A 14,928-nucleotide genomic window follows, 5' to 3' on the forward strand; every position below is an offset into this window, starting at 1 on the left:
TGTTAAAGGAACCTTAACACTTTCTCTGTCTGTCAAATTTCCAGCTGAGAACCGTTATTCAATATGAATTTAATCAATCCTTCGATTAATTTATATCACAAAAAAGTGACTGGAACATTAATCAAAAGGATTATGCTCCAGTCACTTTTTTTAAATACATAATATTTCCAAAAGTAATTCTCTTGATTTTATTTTAAGATAAGTCTTCACCATTTGTTTCAATTACTTTTTGATACCAATAGAACGATTTTTTGCGACTACGGTCTAACGTCCCATTTCCTTTATCATCACGATCAACATAAATAAAACCGTAACGTTTACTCATCTCACCTGTTCCCGCACTAATCAAGTCAATACAGCCCCAAGGTGTATAACCAATCAAATCTACCCCATCGTCAATGGCTTTATCCATTTCAACAATATGTTGTTTGAAATAGTCGATGCGATAGTCATCGTTGATTGCACCGTCCTCCTCTACTTGGTCAAATGCACCCAAGCCATTTTCTACTACCATCAAAGGAACTTCGTAACGAGAATAGATTTGATTCAAAGTGTACCGCAAACCAACTGGATCAACTTGCCATCCCCAATCGCTTGCTTCCAAATATTCATTTGCTACACCACCAAATAAATTCCCACCCGTAGTGTCTTCGCGGTCCTCAAGATTAGCAGCAATACAAGTACTCATGTAGTAACTAAATGTATAGTAATCAACAGTCCCTTCTTTTAACAATGCTTGCTCTTCTTCAGTTATCTCTAATTGAATATCATTTTTTTCAAAATAGCGTTTCATATAATAAGGATACGCACCTTTAACTTGAACATCCCCACAGAAATAATTCAAACGATCATTCAACTGTTGCGTTCTTAGTACATCTTCTGGGCGACATGTCTTAGGATACATTGTAATATATGCCAACATACACCCAATTTTAAACTCTGGATTGATTTGATGCCCGGCAATCACTGCTCTAGCAGATGCTAGAAAAACGTTGTGCAATGCTTGATATTGTTCTGTTTCTGTATATTCGCGGTTAAACAAGCCATTGATCTGCTTACCATGCTCTAATGTCCCAAAATTGATTTCATTGAATGTCAGCCAATACTTCACTTTGTCTTGGTAACGCTCAAATAAAGTCGTTGCGTAGCGTTCATAAAATGCAATTGTTCGTTGATCCAAAAAACCATCATAACGTTTGCCTAATTGAAACGGTAATTCAAAATGAGAAATTGTCACTAAAGGCTCGATCCCATGTTTGTGCAATTCATCAAATAAATCATCGTAAAATTGTAATCCTTCTTCATTTGGCGTTTCTTCATCACCATTTGGAAAAATTCGTGACCAAGCAATGGACAAACGATACACTTTAAAACCCATTTCTGCAAACAAGGAAATATCTTCTTGATAGCGATGATAGTGATCAATACCTGTATGACTTGGATAATAGTACTTCTCTTCATCAATGACTAAGTCGAATGTCCGACGCGTCCCTGCTGTTCGACTACCTGCTCGATTATGATCACTGATTGAATCTCCTTTACCAGCAACATTCCAAGCACCTTCACATTGATTGGCAGCTGTCGCGCCGCCCCACAAAAAATTCTTTGGAAAACTCATCGATTTTTCTCCTTCATTTTTGGTTTAATTAGCAAGAATAGCGGTAGAAACCAACGTTCCTTGCTGTACTTCATTTTCATCCGTCATGATAATATCCGCATAATCAGGAGTATTCGTCACAATTATTGGCACTTGTGTGCTATAGCCTTCCTCTTCAATCGCCTGAATATCGAAACGAACCAACTTATCGCCTTTTTTAACCGTGTCACCTTGCTTCACAAATACTTCAAAGTATTTTCCCTCTAATTGGATTGTATCAATGCCAATATGAATCAGTAATTCCATGCCATCTTCAGAAATAATTCCAATTGCATGTTTTGTTGGAAACAAAGTCATAATCGTTCCATCAAAAGGTGCGACAACTTCACCTACAGTCGGCTCAATCACTACACCCTTCCCCATGATCCCTTCTGAAAAAGCAGCATCCCTTGCTTGGCTCAACGGTAAAATATTCCCTGTGATTGGTGAAAAGATTTCTTGTTTCGCTACTTTTTTCTTTTGTACTGCAAATGACCCTTTTGCTTCTTCTTTACTCATCGCAATCGTTGGCTCATCATCTTTAAAACCAATCGCCCAAGCTAACCCAAAGCCAGCAACTAATGCCACTGCATCTAAGATCATGCTATAAATTGCAAATTTAATATCGCCATCAGGAGAAATAGCACTTGTGTAACGGAAAATTCCTAATCCACCCATTTGATACGCTTGTACTCCTAAAGCCATAGCCGTCCCACCTGTAAATGCACCAACGACACAAGATGCCCAGAATGGTTTCTTTTTAGGTAAAGTAATCCCATAGATTGCTGGCTCTGTTACACCAAAAATCCCCGAAATAAATGCTGGAACAGACAATTCTTTCAATTTGGCATTTTTTGTTTTTAACAGAACAGCTAAAACTGCTCCTGTTTGGGCAAAAGAAACACTACCACTTGGTGTCAATAAAGCTGTTGGTTGTCCTTGAGACAAAGCGATGATTGCAAATGGAATTAGTGCCCAATGCAGTCCGAACATGACTAGCACTTGCCAAGTAAAACCTAAAATCGCACCAAAGATAATCGGATTGAATGTTTGAATCGCAAGCAATCCATTTCCTAATGCATCTGAAGCCATGTTCATGATTGGACCAATCACAATAAACATTAAAGGAACGGTAATCAACGCAGTGAAAAACGGTACTAGAAATAGCTTAACAACATCAGGAATGATTTTTCGTAATTGTTTTTCAAGAAATGCTGCAAATGCTGTTGAGGCAATGATTGGCATCACACTTGAACCATAACCAGCTGCTGGAAGTGAAAATGGAATACCAAAGAAATTCAAGCCACCACTTTCCGCAAATTGACTGGTCAATGAACCATCAATAAATCCAGTGTATACCATACTTGCTGCAATCATCATCCCTAAAAATGGTGATCCGCCAAAACGTTTCATTGCTGTAAAACCAATAAAAATCGGTAAAAGTAAAAATAATCCATCGCCCATAGCGTTGACTACAGCATAAGTCGGTGTTGCCGCAAACTCTGCACCTAGAGCAAATGACAAGATTGCAGCTACCCCTTTTAACATACCCGCTGCAGATAATGGCGCTAGAATCGGTTGGAAAATACTTGAAATAATATCTACAAATTGATCGAATAAGTTTCCTTTTGGTCCCGAATCTGTTTTTTCCTCCAATAATCCTAACACTGCATCCACATCTTTGCGTACATCAGGAACGTGATTGCCAATCACCACTTGGTATTGACCACCTGATTGCATAACTGTTACGACGCCATCCATGTTTTTCAACACATCTGTATTTGCTTTGCCTTCGTCTTTTAATTTAAAGCGTAAACGCGTAATACAGTTTGTTAACGAATTGACGTTTTCTTTTCCACCAACTTCTTTGACAATGTCTTGTGCTAGTTGTTCATATTTTCCCATGATTTTTTCCTCCAAATTTAAGTATATTTTTTAATCCAGAGGTCTCGCCAACTAAATGTAACGATCCAATTCCATTTGCTGTAAGCTAAATTTACTCCTTTCATTTTATTTTAAGAGAAACTCTCTTACTTCGTTTTTTCGATGATTCTTGCAATATGAATGGTGATATACACTTGTTCATCTTTAGAGACTTGATATTTCCAACGCGTCGCCAACAATTCAACTACCTTTTTAGTTGCTTCAAAGACCTCACGATACTTTTTGCTGACGAGAATAAATAGTTCATTTTCGACTAGTTCTTCGGTTGCCTCTCTTCCTTGTGCATTCAAAACTCTCTCCGCAAAAAATCGAAGATGGGTAATGAAACGCTGAAAGTAAATATCGTTTTCCGCAAAGTTGATCTTCAATGTATATTTGATAACCGTTAGAATTTCTTCAATCATTTGTGTAAGGCTGACGGCTGACTCATTCGTGATATCCAACTCAGCATTTACGATATGTAACGTTAAAAAACCAGACTCGTCATCGGATAGCTGGATACCCATTTTTTCATTGATGAACTGGATACCTCTTCGTGCAATGGCTAGTTCCTCCGGGAAAAAGTGTTTGATATCCCATAATAGAAAATTCTTCATTTGAATTCCTTTGCCTTCTCGCTGGATCGCCGTGTATAAATGATCCGCAAAAGAAATAAAGCTTGTTTCATTAAATTCTTTGTTCAGCTTTTTCTTTGCGTAGTTCAAGATATCAAAAGCAATTATTATCACCTCTTCAGGAATTTCTGAAAGCATTTGTTCCACTCGTAATGACTCACTTTGATTCTTTATTTCAAATACTTTTTCAATACTCTCTGGATCAACCTTAAAGCCAGGTTTTTTTTGAAATCCTAATCCATTACCCATCAAAACAATTTCTTGTCCTTCATCATTCAAGGCAACTACGACGTTGTTATTCAAAATCCGCAGAATTTTCAATTGACTCCCCCATCTCTTTCAGTCTCATCAATGCATAAAAAAAGACCCAAACGACACCACAAATAAATGTCGTTTAGGTTTAGCTTAACTGAATAATAACTATCCTAAAACAAAATTACCATTTTTGGTAAGCGCTGTCAATCTGATTTTCACAATTTTTTTGCGCTTTAATACGAAAAAAATGACACACAATTTCTCCTACCACTATTGATAAACCATAGCTAGACATATACTCTTTTTTCATTTTAGCAACAAAAAAAGGGCTTGGACACATCGATGTCCCACCCTTAACTTCGTTATTTAAATCATTGATAATAGAAAAACAGCTGCTAAACCGGTTACTACAGATAACGCCATAGAGCGCGTTTTATACGCTACACCTGCAACTAAGATCATAGCCAAGATCTTGATATTCCAAGCAAAGTCTAAATGTTCATGTGTGATAAAGACGTCTTTGAATGCCAACGCAGAGAATAACGCTACTGGAACGTACTTCATCCAGTCACTAAACCAGGCAGGAACCTTTCTTTGTGTAAAGTAAAGCATCGGTACCACTCTGGGAATGTAAGCTGCTAGAAATAAACAAGCAACTAATAAAATCAAATAACCTTTACTCATGGTTTTGGGCCTCCTGATCTGGGAAGTTAAACAACGGCTCGTTTACTTGTTCTGCACGGTGTCTTAACTTTTTTTCTTTTTCTTTTTGGAAAGCTTTTTCCAAAAGTAATCCAGCAAAAGAAGCAATCACAGTTGCTACGATCAAGCCAAATGTATTTTGGAATAAAACCATAAAAGCAACTCCTAGGACACCAGAAAAAATACCAGTCAAAATCAATAAACCATTCTTCATTTGCATGATAAACATAAAAATAAACATCGCAGTTAACGCGAAATGAACTAAGTCAGCATCTACCCGAATCACTGAACCAAAAACATTTCCGATCACATTACTTCCTGCCCAAGCAGCCATAGAAAACCAATTGACATACATGGCTTTTTGCTTGTTCCAAGTTGGATCTGTTGAATATTTCAAGTAATTAACTGCATAGTTTTCATCATTTAGTGATTGTGAAAAGACAGCTAAAAATGGACGGCTTTCTTTCTTCATAAATACCGAAAGACTTGAGCCTAGCAATGTATAACGTAATTCTAAGAAAAATACCATCAAGATGGTTGTTGCAAATGATGCGTGTGTTGCTAACATTGAGGCAACTAAGAATTGCGCACCGCCGGAAAAAACCAAAATTGATAATAAACCGGTCAATAATGGATCAAATCCAACCTTCTGTAACAGAACACCACAGGCTAACCCAACCGGGATATAGCTAAAACAAAGCGGCATCACTGCATGAAAAGACTGAAGCCATGGCGCAGTTTTCTTTCTACTCATTAAAATGTCTCCTTTGATTACAACAAATAAACAGCGGACTCATTGTAACATAATTTCAATAAATTGTAGCCGTTTTATCTAAAAACAATATTAAATTTTTCTCATTTCAGCTTCAATTTATCTTTTTTCTTCATCCGAGCTTATTCACGGTGGTAATTAGGATCATACTTATCGGTTTCAATATAAATATAAATCTTCTTGTCGGGTAAACTTTTTCGGATCATTCGTTCAATATCATTGACAATCGCATAAGCGAACTCTTCTTTGATATCCAAAATATCCACTTTCGCAGCCACCAAAATTTCAGTTGGTCCCATGTGAATTGTTTTAATATCGATTAACCTTTCTATTTCTGGTCGATCAAATGCCTTTTTGATTAACACTAAGTCATGTGCAGTCACACTCTCACCAATAATCAGACTATAAAATTCCTTTGCAAGGAAAATAGCCGCACCCATCAATAGGAAACCAATTAACAAACCACTAATCGCATCAAAAGCAGCGATGCCAGTCACCATGGTTAAAATGGTTCCAGCCATAGCTAATACCAAGCCAATTACTGCGCAAAAATCTTCTGTGAAAATAATCAAAATTTCGCTATGGCGACTTTCACGTAAAAAGGCTAACAGTGATAGATTTTCTGTATTCAATTCTTTGATTTCTTTAAATGCAATCCGTAAGGAACTTCCTTCGATAATAATTCCGAATAACAAGATTGCTAAAATAATCATCGGATTTTCCACTTCGTGTGCAGGATGCAATAATTTTTCAAACGCCTCCATGACCCCCAATGCGCCCCCACCAAAAAAGAGCATCATTGCAACAATTGTACTGAAAAAATATTTTGCTCGACCTTCTCCAAACTGATGAAGGTCACTTTGACCAACCGCGGCACGTTTATTACCAAATAATAGTAATATTTGGTTACTACAATCCACGATACTATGGATACTTTCATTCAGCATAGCAGCACTTCCACTGATCGCATAACCAATAAATTTACTGATTGCAACTAAAATATTGGCGCCTAATGCCGCTAAGACAGAAAACATGCCACTTTTTTTTAAATTTTCCACCTATGTTCCTCTTTTCTATAGATTCATTTCCCTTTGAATCTACTCTTAGATTTTTGCTAAATTAAAGACAATTTTTTGACCCGGTTTCAGTTCGATTTCAGCGGCTCCTTTAGTAGCAGATTCGCCATCGATCGTAAATAGCCAATACTTCTGTCCCGTTTGATTCTGTTTGTGTCCTTCGATTTCGGTAATAAATCCTTTTTCTTCTTCAACTTTAAAAGTCTTTTGTAAAACTTCTAAAAGATTTTCACCTGTTTCAAAATCAACTTTCTGATTAGCAAATTCTTTTCCATCTTCTTGAAGAACGATTGTTGCTTCTTGCTGTTGTACACTGGAGCTCAGCTGACTACTAGATGTTTTTTCTATGTTGCTGCTACATCCGCCTAATATCCCCAGACCTATGACAATGACAAACAAACTATAAATAATCTTTTTCATTTTTTCCCCCAAATTGTTTTGCTAGTCGCTGTACGATAGGAAAGAAAAATAAATAAAAAAGTAAATTTCCTATTGCATGCGACACATCGAATGAAATACCTTGTAAATAATAAACTAAAGGCCGCGGTAACTGATACAAAGCCGTATCATAAATCGCCATTAATCCTCCATAAATAAAACCCGCTAAAAAAAAGAAAACACCCTTCAACCAACCGCTTGTTCTGAAATAACTCGACTGTCTACATAAAGTAAACAACAAGAAAATCCCCCCATAGCTAAGCCATTGGCCAATCACCCACGGGCCCATGCCAAAATAAAAACTGCTGATTACTAACGACAAACTCATAACAATCAATCCATCAACTATTCCCAAGTAAAAGACGACCAATAACAAGATTGCCGTCATAGGTTGGAAATTAGGCATAAATTGAAAAGCTATTCTACCTGCTACACAAGCAGCACTGAGCATACTCAGCTGTGCAAGTTTTCTGGTACTCATTTTTTCTCCTCTTCGATCTTAAAAATCAACACTTGAAACTGGCACAAACCGCTTGTTCTGGTTTGTGCCAGTTTCATTATTAACAACGTTCCAGTGTTCAGACTTTTCGTACCATTAACGGAATTAGAAACTCATAGTTGATAAAGAAATCAATAACTGAACGATGATACTCACCAGAAGAAACAAACAATGCGGTTTGCTCTCCTTCTTTAGATACCGTCAGTGATTGGCCTTTATCGAGTAAGACCTCATAAGCATCTTCACCTAATTTTTCCATATCATATTGTGGGTGATCCATTGCAACGATAAAGATATCATCAAGCACCTGCTCCGTTAATTCGAACTCACTTTGCAAATTCAAACGTAAAACTTTGGTATTATCTAAAAGTGTCTCATTGACAGTAAAACCAAGCTGTCGAGCATGTTCCAATAATTGATTCAATTTATGATTAAAAATCGTCATTTGTCCGACTGAAAAGACACGTTCAACTGACCAATAACGAATAAGTGCTAAAACTTGATCATCTTTCACGTCAATCGTCATTGTTTCTGGAGAAATTTTCAAGAGGTTAATTGCATCCACTTGATAACGTTCATCAATCGTTGGCAATGCAAAAGAGAAAATCAAGTTGTCTGAATCATCCAACGCGTAATTAATTGAAAAATGACGTGTTTCCCATGTGTCATAGGTGGTTCTTGATAATTCTAGCCCAATGTCATTTAAAGGCTTCAAAAGCTCATAGGCAAAGTATTCAACCAAACTCGTTCGAGCAATCGGCGAAATGGGGTCACCAGCTAAAATGTATTGTTGATACGCACCTAGCAACTCCGAAAATCCAGATTCAATGAATGCTTTACGCATTCTTAAATCAGCAAGCTGTGTTTCAGCTTCATGAATCATTTGAACGATTTCTTGGTGGTCTTGCTCTTTTCCACTTAGGTAAGACTGATTATCAGCTAACTCTTGTTCTTTTTTCGCAAGCGTTGTGTCTGCGGTCATCTGAGGAACGATTTTTTCTTTTTCATGAATTTTTGTTCCTTCAGCTGCGCCTTCTAGCTCCTCTTCAGAAGCTGATTCTGTTAAAAGCTCAGTCGTTGTTTCATCAAGGGCTGCTTCTTCTGTCGGATCAACTGTTGCTTCTTCGTTCTCGATTTCTGAAGGTTCGACTACCTTTTCTGCTTCTTCTTTATCGTACTCGCTCATTCTTCCAAACCTCCTTCATCAAGGATTGTCGTTTCTGGGTTTTCACTACCAAGATAACTCATTAAAAATTGATGGATAGCTGGACCAAAATTTTCTTTCCCACCAAAGTAACGCGTAATTTGGCGCTGTTCTTTTTGTACGATGGCAGCTTTTAGTTGATCTGCTTTTGCTTGTTGCATCATAGCTTCTTTTTGTTTTTGAATTTTAGCTGGTTCGTCAATATAAGGTAGCCAACCTAACTTTTCATTTTCATAAACTTGTTTTTCTTTTGCCAATGTTTCAATTTCTTCGTCAATTTTTTTTCGGTTTAAGAAACCTTTTGACTCTTCTAAAGCAGCTATCTTTTTATTGTATGCGCCAATTTCTTCATCCAGACGCTCAATTTCTGTTTGTGCAGTAATTACTTTTGCATCCAACTCATTTAGTTCATGACTGTAATCTACTACTTCACCTTGGGCATATTGCTCCCATTCAGCATCAATTTGCGGTAAAACAAAGATTTCCGGTAAACTAGCGTCAATCGCAATCGTTGGGCGTTCATGATAGTATGTGCCAATTTTGTAATAACTTAAAGTGGGTGACATTTCATCCACTAGTTCCATAAAAGGAAATTGTTGCAGGAAACGATCTTGGATTTTTCTCATAAGTAATTGATCAATTTCATGGTTTTCATTCGAGCTTCGTTTTAACTCATCATTTAAATGACTATTGTATAGTCGATAAATTTCAGGAATATTTTCTTCACGTACAGCTTGTTCAAATGCCTGCAGATCTCCTAGCAATTGAGACAAGTTTATACTTGCTTTTTGTTTGATGTCATCAAAAGATGACTCATCGGTATGTTTATCCATCTCTACCGTTTCAGGTTCATGGTGTTCTTCTGTTAAAGAATCTTTCATATTTTTTACCTCCTTGCTTTCAATTGATAACTTAATAGTACCATTTTCTTCAAAAAATTGTTACAAAATGGGGCACGGAAATAACGAGTTGCTCGCTCATTTAGATAAAATCGAAAAAAACAAAAAAACTGTAACAAAAGTCGAGAGACCCATGTCACAGCTCTTAAAACAGCGTAAGAGAATGCACACTTGTGACAACTCTTCTTATCTGCTTTCATCAATCAATGATTGTTTTATTTGTTAGGCAGTTCGCGGGTTGTGAAATGAATGCGTTGTTGTTCGTCGCGAGTTAGTAATGTTTCTTCATTTAAATATGAAAGTCTAAGTTCGCCTAATTCAGGATTTTCTAGCATTTTTTCATACCCAGTAAAAATCGAACGAATATAATTTTTATAAGCATTTTTCTTTTTTTGTCTTTTTTTCATAGGACACCTTCCTTATCAAAAGTATCATACCAATGAATAGCTTCGTAGACAAGATAGAATCGAAAAATTGACTGAAACATTTCTGTTTTTTTAATCTAACTGTTTCTAGTTAAAATCACTGATTATTCAAAACTAACATGATTCTTTTCTTCAAATTTTCTCACGAAGGTTGACGAATCAGTAAAAAAATGAAAAAATGCTTTAGTACTTAAGGAGGGAATCTAGTGAAAAAAATCGGTTTTGACTCAGAAAAATATATTGAAGAACAATCTACTTATATTTTGGAGCGAGTAAATCACTATGACAAATTATATTTGGAATTTGGTGGAAAATTAGTTGACGACAAGCATGCAAAACGTGTACTACCTGGTTTTGAAGAGGACGCTAAGATTAAATTACTACAAAAATTGAAAGATCAAGCAGAAATTTTGATTTGTGTCTACGCAGGCGACATTGAGCGTAATAAAATTCGTGGTGATTACGGAATCACTTACGATATGGATATTTTGCGTTTGATCGACGAATTACGTGGCTATGGTTTAATGATCAATAGTGTCGTTATCACTCGTTATAATGGCCAACCAGCAACGAAAGTTTTCATTAATAAACTTGAACGTCGTGATATCAAAGTTTACACACATTCAGAAATTGAAGATTACCCTGTTAACGTGGATAAAATTGTATCTGAAGAAGGGTTTGGTAAAAATGCTTATATTGAAACAACAAAACCCATCGTTGTGGTCACAGCACCTGGTCCAGGTAGTGGAAAATTAGCAACTTGTTTGAACCAACTTTATCATGAAAGCCAACAAGGACATGCTGCTGGTTATTCCAAATTTGAAACTTTTCCAGTTTGGAATGTACCGCTAAAACATCCATTGAATATTGCTTATGAAGCTGCAACTGTTGACTTAAAAGATGTCAATATGATTGATTCCTTCCATTTTGATGCCTACAACAAAGTAGCGGTAAACTATAATCGTGATGTTGAGACCTTCCCTGTCATCAAACGTATCATAGAAAAAATCACCGGTAAAGAATCGGTTTATTTATCACCTACTGATATGGGTGTGAATCGTGTTGGTTTTGGTATCACCGATGATGCAGTTGTTCAGGAAGCTTCTAAACAAGAAATCATTCGTCGCTATTTCCAAACAAAGTGTGACTTTAAAAAAGGGCAAATTGATGAAGAAGCAGTGAACCGCATCAAGTTAATCATGGAAGAAGTTGGACTACGACCTGAAGATCGTAAAGTGGTTACTCCCGCTCATGACTATGCCAAGACAATTCAAAATCCTTCAAAAGATCCAACTGCTGTAATTGCAATTGAACTTCCAGATAATGTAATTATTACTGGGCGTACAGGGCAGTTGATGGATGCTTCCGCAGCTGTCATTTTGAATGCTGTAAAGCATCTTGCACATATTGCTGATGACATTCCTTTACTTTCACCATTGATTTTAGAAACAATCCAAGGAATGAAGTCACAAGCATTGCATTCTTCCATTGATAAATTAACGATCAACGAAGTCTTGATTGCTTTATCTATTAGCGCAGTGACAAACCCAATTGCACAAGTTGCTTATGAACAGCTTAGTGAATTGGATGGTGCCCAAGCGCATTCGACCGTTATGATGAACAAAAATGATGAACAGACGTTGAAACAGTTAGGAATTGATTTAACTTGTGCGCCAGTTTATCCCTCTGAAAATCTTTATTATCAGTAATCAAATTTTGAATACAACTTGTCAAAACCATATTGAACTTTTTTGTTCGATATGGTTTTTTTATGCTTGAAGTCCCTCATCTTTTTGAAAATTTTTTTAGAATCAAATGGTTTTTTTGTTGTATCCGCTTCACTCTAAAAAAACAATGAAAGTTTAATTGAAAGGTTAGTATTTCGTTATGAAAACAGGTAAAATTAGACGGAATTTTGTTAGGAGTGATTTTTTGAGTTACGTGTTAGGAATTATCGGTTTAATACTAGTTTTAGCGGTTGCTTTTTTCATTAGCAATAATAAAAAAGCAATCAAATTGAAGCCTTTACTTGTTATGTTTGTGCTTCAATTAGTTTTTGGTTTCGTGCTTTTGCGAACTTCTGTGGGGCACGCAGTTGTTTCGGTTTCAGCAAAATTGTTCGACCATTTATTAGCCTTCGCCGGTGAAGGTGTCAACTTTGTTTTTGCTGGTGTTGCAAATAAAGGAAGCTTCCCCTTCTTCTTAAATGTTTTGATGCCAATCGTCTTTATTTCAGCAATTATTGGGATTTTACGTTATATCAAAATCTTGCCTTTATTTATGAAAGCAGTTGGTCTTGGTTTAAGCAAAATCAATGGTATGGGGAAATTAGAATCGTATAACGGGGTTGCCTCTGCTATTTTAGGACAATCTGAAGTATTTATTTCCATTAAAAAGGAACTTCCTTTCTTGTCTGAAAAGCGTTTGTTCACAATGAGCGTTTCCGCAATGTCGACAGTTTCAATGTCAATCGTCGGTTCTTACATGGCCTTGATTGATTCTAAATATGTGATTACTGCCCTTGCTTTAAATTTACTTGGTGGTTTCATCATGGCTTCGATTGTCAATCCTTATGAACTCGATCAAAAAGAAGACGAGTTAATCATTGAAGAAGACAAAAATCAAACATTTTTCCAAATGCTGGGTGAATATATTTTAGATGGGTTTCATGTTGCAGTGACTGTGGCAGCGATGTTAATCGGTTTTGTTGCTTTGATTGCAATGATCAATGCTATTTTCAACGGATTATTTGGCATTACGTTCCAAGAAATCCTTGGATACATCTTTGCCCCACTTGCTTTTATCAGTGGTATTCCTTGGAATGAAGCAGTTGATGCTGGAAGCATCATGGCAACAAAATTAGTTACTAATGAATTTGTCGCTATGACTGAACTTTCAACTGGAAACTTCCATTTCACTGAAAGAACGACAGCCATTTTATCCGTTTTCTTAGTTTCATTTGCAAACTTCTCTTCTATCGGAATTATTTCTGGTGCGATGAAAGGGTTGAATGAAGAAAAAGGAAACTTGGTCGCAAAGCATGGCTTGAAAATCTTGCTTACTGCAACATTAGTCAGCTTCCTTAGTGCGATTGTTACAGGTTTGTTAGTTTAAAACAGACGAACAAGATGCGTGAAAACAATTTTGTTGATCTCATCATGGAATTAAATTGACTGAAAAGAAAGAGACTGGGAGTAAAACTTTTCCCAGTCTCTTCTTTTCATTTTATGCATCATTAGGTTATATTATTAACTAATAAGGAGGTAAAATATGACTTATTGTTATGTGATTATTGGTCCATCTGGTTCGGGGAAAACTTCGTTAGCCGCTTCCGTTTTTCGTCCAGATCAAAAAATCATTACGCACACCAGTCGCCCAAAGCGTCCTGGCGAATTAAATGAAAAAGATTACTACTTTGTCTCTAAAAAAAGATTTCAAGAAATGATTTTGGATGGTGCATTTGCTGAATGGGATGAATACGCGGGAAATTACTATGGCTCTAGTAAAATGGAAATTGCGAATCGTTTAAACAAAGATGATTGTTACGCCGTACTAACAGCCGCTGGATTTTGGCGACTTTATGAAATTTTTGGTGAGCGTATTCGTCCTATCTTTCTTTCAATTTCAAAAGAAACGTTGCAAAAACGTTTAGAAGAACGAGGGGATTCCCAAGCTGAGCGTTCAAAAAGACTGGCACTTTTTGATCATGATCAAGAAGAACTACGGCGTCTGGCTAGTATCCCTACCCTTGAAATTATTTCAAATGACACAACTTTTGAATCAGCACAACAGCAACTCTTAAAAATTTTAGAAGAAAATACTTCACGATAACTTTTTCCAATCATTTTTCGGTTATTTGCTATACAAAAAAGGAATCAGACACACACTCTGCTTCCTTTTTTACTTTTCTTCAAATGACAAAATACAAATTCCTTTTAATTAATGATTTTCCCACTAAATCACCAACTGATAAGCTAGCCTCTCCCCATTTTCAAACGGAAATTCAATCATCCCTCGATAATGGAAGCCTGCTGCTAAAATTGTTTTTTTCATTGGTTCGTTGGTCGGATATGTGTCGATTCGGATATCCTTGACTCCTTGGATGGCCACAATTGTTACTAAATGCTTTAGTAAGTTTTTCCCTAAACCTTTTCCTCTAACAGTTGGATCAACTGCCACACGATGGATAGACAAATAGCCTGATGAGACTTCTTCCCATGAGCCATCGATTGCTGTATAAACAGGATCAATACCAGAAACTAAAGCTGCTGTGCCTACGATCTGTTCGTCATCAATCAACACAAAGCTTTCTTCTTTTTCACTATCCATCAAAATCATGTCTTTGGTTGGCCCGTGACCGTTTTGCCATTGTGGTAAGCCTTGTGCTGCCAAAAATTGTGTTGCTGCTTGAATGATTTCCATCACTTTATCGATGTCTTCAGGTCTTGTTTTTCTAAGGTACAT

Annotated in this window: 15 protein-coding genes; 3 read left to right on the forward strand and 12 right to left on the reverse strand. The window is 36.6% G+C overall.

The annotated features are described in order from the left end of the window. Positions 1-193: 193 nt before the first annotated feature. The 11 genes from JZO71_RS02385 to JZO71_RS02435 form a co-directional block, all read right to left on the reverse strand. Positions 194-1,618, reverse strand: coding sequence for a glycoside hydrolase family 1 protein (locus JZO71_RS02385; RefSeq protein WP_206897999.1), 1,425 nt, complete (start codon positions 1,616-1,618; stop codon positions 194-196). Positions 1,619-1,642: 24 nt separating this feature from the next. Then, positions 1,643-3,541 carry a beta-glucoside-specific PTS transporter subunit IIABC gene (locus tag JZO71_RS02390; RefSeq protein WP_206898000.1) on the reverse strand — a complete coding sequence of 633 codons (1,899 nt, stop codon included), beginning with the start codon at positions 3,539-3,541 and terminating at the stop codon, positions 1,643-1,645. A gap of 125 nt (positions 3,542-3,666) precedes the next feature. Then, entirely contained in the window at positions 3,667-4,515 is an 849-nt protein-coding gene (licT, locus tag JZO71_RS02395; protein ID WP_206898001.1) for a BglG family transcription antiterminator LicT, read from the reverse strand. 300 nt (positions 4,516-4,815) lie between these two features. Continuing rightward, positions 4,816-5,133, reverse strand: coding sequence for an AzlD domain-containing protein (locus JZO71_RS02400; RefSeq protein ID WP_206898002.1), 318 nt, complete (start codon positions 5,131-5,133; stop codon positions 4,816-4,818). Continuing rightward, on the reverse strand, positions 5,126-5,905 hold the full coding sequence (locus JZO71_RS02405; protein WP_206898003.1) for an AzlC family ABC transporter permease: 780 nt from the start codon (positions 5,903-5,905) through the stop codon (positions 5,126-5,128). Before JZO71_RS02405 ends, JZO71_RS02400 begins: the two co-directional genes overlap by 8 nt. A gap of 140 nt (positions 5,906-6,045) precedes the next feature. Further along, positions 6,046-6,981, reverse strand: coding sequence for a cation diffusion facilitator family transporter (locus JZO71_RS02410; RefSeq protein WP_206898004.1), 936 nt, complete (start codon positions 6,979-6,981; stop codon positions 6,046-6,048). Positions 6,982-7,026: 45 nt separating this feature from the next. Beyond that, positions 7,027-7,419, reverse strand: a complete 393-nt coding sequence (locus tag JZO71_RS02415) for a DUF4430 domain-containing protein (protein ID WP_206898005.1) — start codon at positions 7,417-7,419, stop codon at positions 7,027-7,029. Continuing rightward, the gene (locus tag JZO71_RS02420; protein ID WP_206898006.1) at positions 7,400-7,918 is read right to left on the reverse strand and encodes a hypothetical protein; all 519 of its coding nucleotides are present in this window, start codon (positions 7,916-7,918) and stop codon (positions 7,400-7,402) included. The genes JZO71_RS02415 and JZO71_RS02420 overlap by 20 nt, the downstream gene beginning before the upstream one ends. Before the next feature lie 97 nt (positions 7,919-8,015). Then, positions 8,016-9,122: a hypothetical protein gene (locus tag JZO71_RS02425; protein WP_206898007.1), complete on the reverse strand. Its 1,107-nt coding sequence runs from the start codon at positions 9,120-9,122 to the stop codon at positions 8,016-8,018. Beyond that, positions 9,119-10,021 carry a coiled-coil domain-containing protein gene (locus JZO71_RS02430; RefSeq protein WP_206898008.1) on the reverse strand — a complete coding sequence of 301 codons (903 nt, stop codon included), beginning with the start codon at positions 10,019-10,021 and terminating at the stop codon, positions 9,119-9,121. The genes JZO71_RS02425 and JZO71_RS02430 overlap by 4 nt, the downstream gene beginning before the upstream one ends. 233 nt (positions 10,022-10,254) lie before the next feature. Then, positions 10,255-10,446 (reverse strand): hypothetical protein, encoded by a 192-nt coding sequence (locus tag JZO71_RS02435; RefSeq protein ID WP_067482101.1) that lies wholly within the window; start codon positions 10,444-10,446, stop codon positions 10,255-10,257. A gap of 224 nt (positions 10,447-10,670) precedes the next feature. On the opposite strand from JZO71_RS02435, the gene JZO71_RS02440 reads away from it, so the two are divergent. The 3 genes from JZO71_RS02440 to JZO71_RS02450 all read left to right on the forward strand — a co-directional run bounded on the left by JZO71_RS02440 (position 10,671) and on the right by JZO71_RS02450 (position 14,295). After that, the gene (locus tag JZO71_RS02440; protein ID WP_206898009.1) at positions 10,671-12,173 is read left to right on the forward strand and encodes a DUF1846 domain-containing protein; all 1,503 of its coding nucleotides are present in this window, start codon (positions 10,671-10,673) and stop codon (positions 12,171-12,173) included. A 223-nt stretch (positions 12,174-12,396) separates the two neighbouring features. Then, entirely contained in the window at positions 12,397-13,578 is a 1,182-nt protein-coding gene (locus tag JZO71_RS02445) for a NupC/NupG family nucleoside CNT transporter (protein WP_206898010.1), read from the forward strand. Positions 13,579-13,734: 156 nt separating this feature from the next. After that, positions 13,735-14,295: a guanylate kinase gene (locus tag JZO71_RS02450; protein ID WP_206898011.1), complete on the forward strand. Its 561-nt coding sequence runs from the start codon at positions 13,735-13,737 to the stop codon at positions 14,293-14,295. 123 nt (positions 14,296-14,418) lie between these two features. Here the strand turns inward: JZO71_RS02450 and JZO71_RS02455 are convergent, their stop codons facing one another. After that, positions 14,419-14,928 (reverse strand): GNAT family N-acetyltransferase, encoded by a 510-nt coding sequence (locus tag JZO71_RS02455; RefSeq protein ID WP_206898012.1) that lies wholly within the window; start codon positions 14,926-14,928, stop codon positions 14,419-14,421.

Origin of the sequence: Candidatus Enterococcus courvalinii, assembly GCF_017315945.1 — a bacterium.
GTDB classification, from domain to species: domain Bacteria; phylum Bacillota; class Bacilli; order Lactobacillales; family Enterococcaceae; genus Enterococcus_B; species Enterococcus_B courvalinii.

Excerpts from the sequence above, each read along its gene's own strand:
- JZO71_RS02430 (WP_206898008.1), bottom strand. The coding sequence starts at position 10,021 with ATGAAAGATTCTTTAACAGAAGAACACCATGAACCTGAAACGGTAGAG.
- JZO71_RS02400 (WP_206898002.1), bottom strand. The coding sequence starts at position 5,133 with ATGAGTAAAGGTTATTTGATTTTATTAGTTGCTTGTTTATTTCTAGCA.
- JZO71_RS02415 (WP_206898005.1), bottom strand. The coding sequence starts at position 7,419 with ATGAAAAAGATTATTTATAGTTTGTTTGTCATTGTCATAGGTCTGGGG.
- JZO71_RS02455 (WP_206898012.1), bottom strand. The coding sequence starts at position 14,928 with ATGTACCTTAGAAAAACAAGACCTGAAGACATCGATAAAGTGATGGAA.
- JZO71_RS02405 (WP_206898003.1), bottom strand. The coding sequence starts at position 5,905 with ATGAGTAGAAAGAAAACTGCGCCATGGCTTCAGTCTTTTCATGCAGTG.
- JZO71_RS02450 (WP_206898011.1), top strand. The coding sequence starts at position 13,735 with ATGACTTATTGTTATGTGATTATTGGTCCATCTGGTTCGGGGAAAACT.
- JZO71_RS02425 (WP_206898007.1), bottom strand. The coding sequence starts at position 9,122 with ATGAGCGAGTACGATAAAGAAGAAGCAGAAAAGGTAGTCGAACCTTCA.
- JZO71_RS02390 (WP_206898000.1), bottom strand. The coding sequence starts at position 3,541 with ATGGGAAAATATGAACAACTAGCACAAGACATTGTCAAAGAAGTTGGT.
- JZO71_RS02385 (WP_206897999.1), bottom strand. The coding sequence starts at position 1,618 with ATGAGTTTTCCAAAGAATTTTTTGTGGGGCGGCGCGACAGCTGCCAAT.
- JZO71_RS02435 (WP_067482101.1), bottom strand. The coding sequence starts at position 10,446 with ATGAAAAAAAGACAAAAAAAGAAAAATGCTTATAAAAATTATATTCGT.
- JZO71_RS02420 (WP_206898006.1), bottom strand. The coding sequence starts at position 7,918 with ATGAGTACCAGAAAACTTGCACAGCTGAGTATGCTCAGTGCTGCTTGT.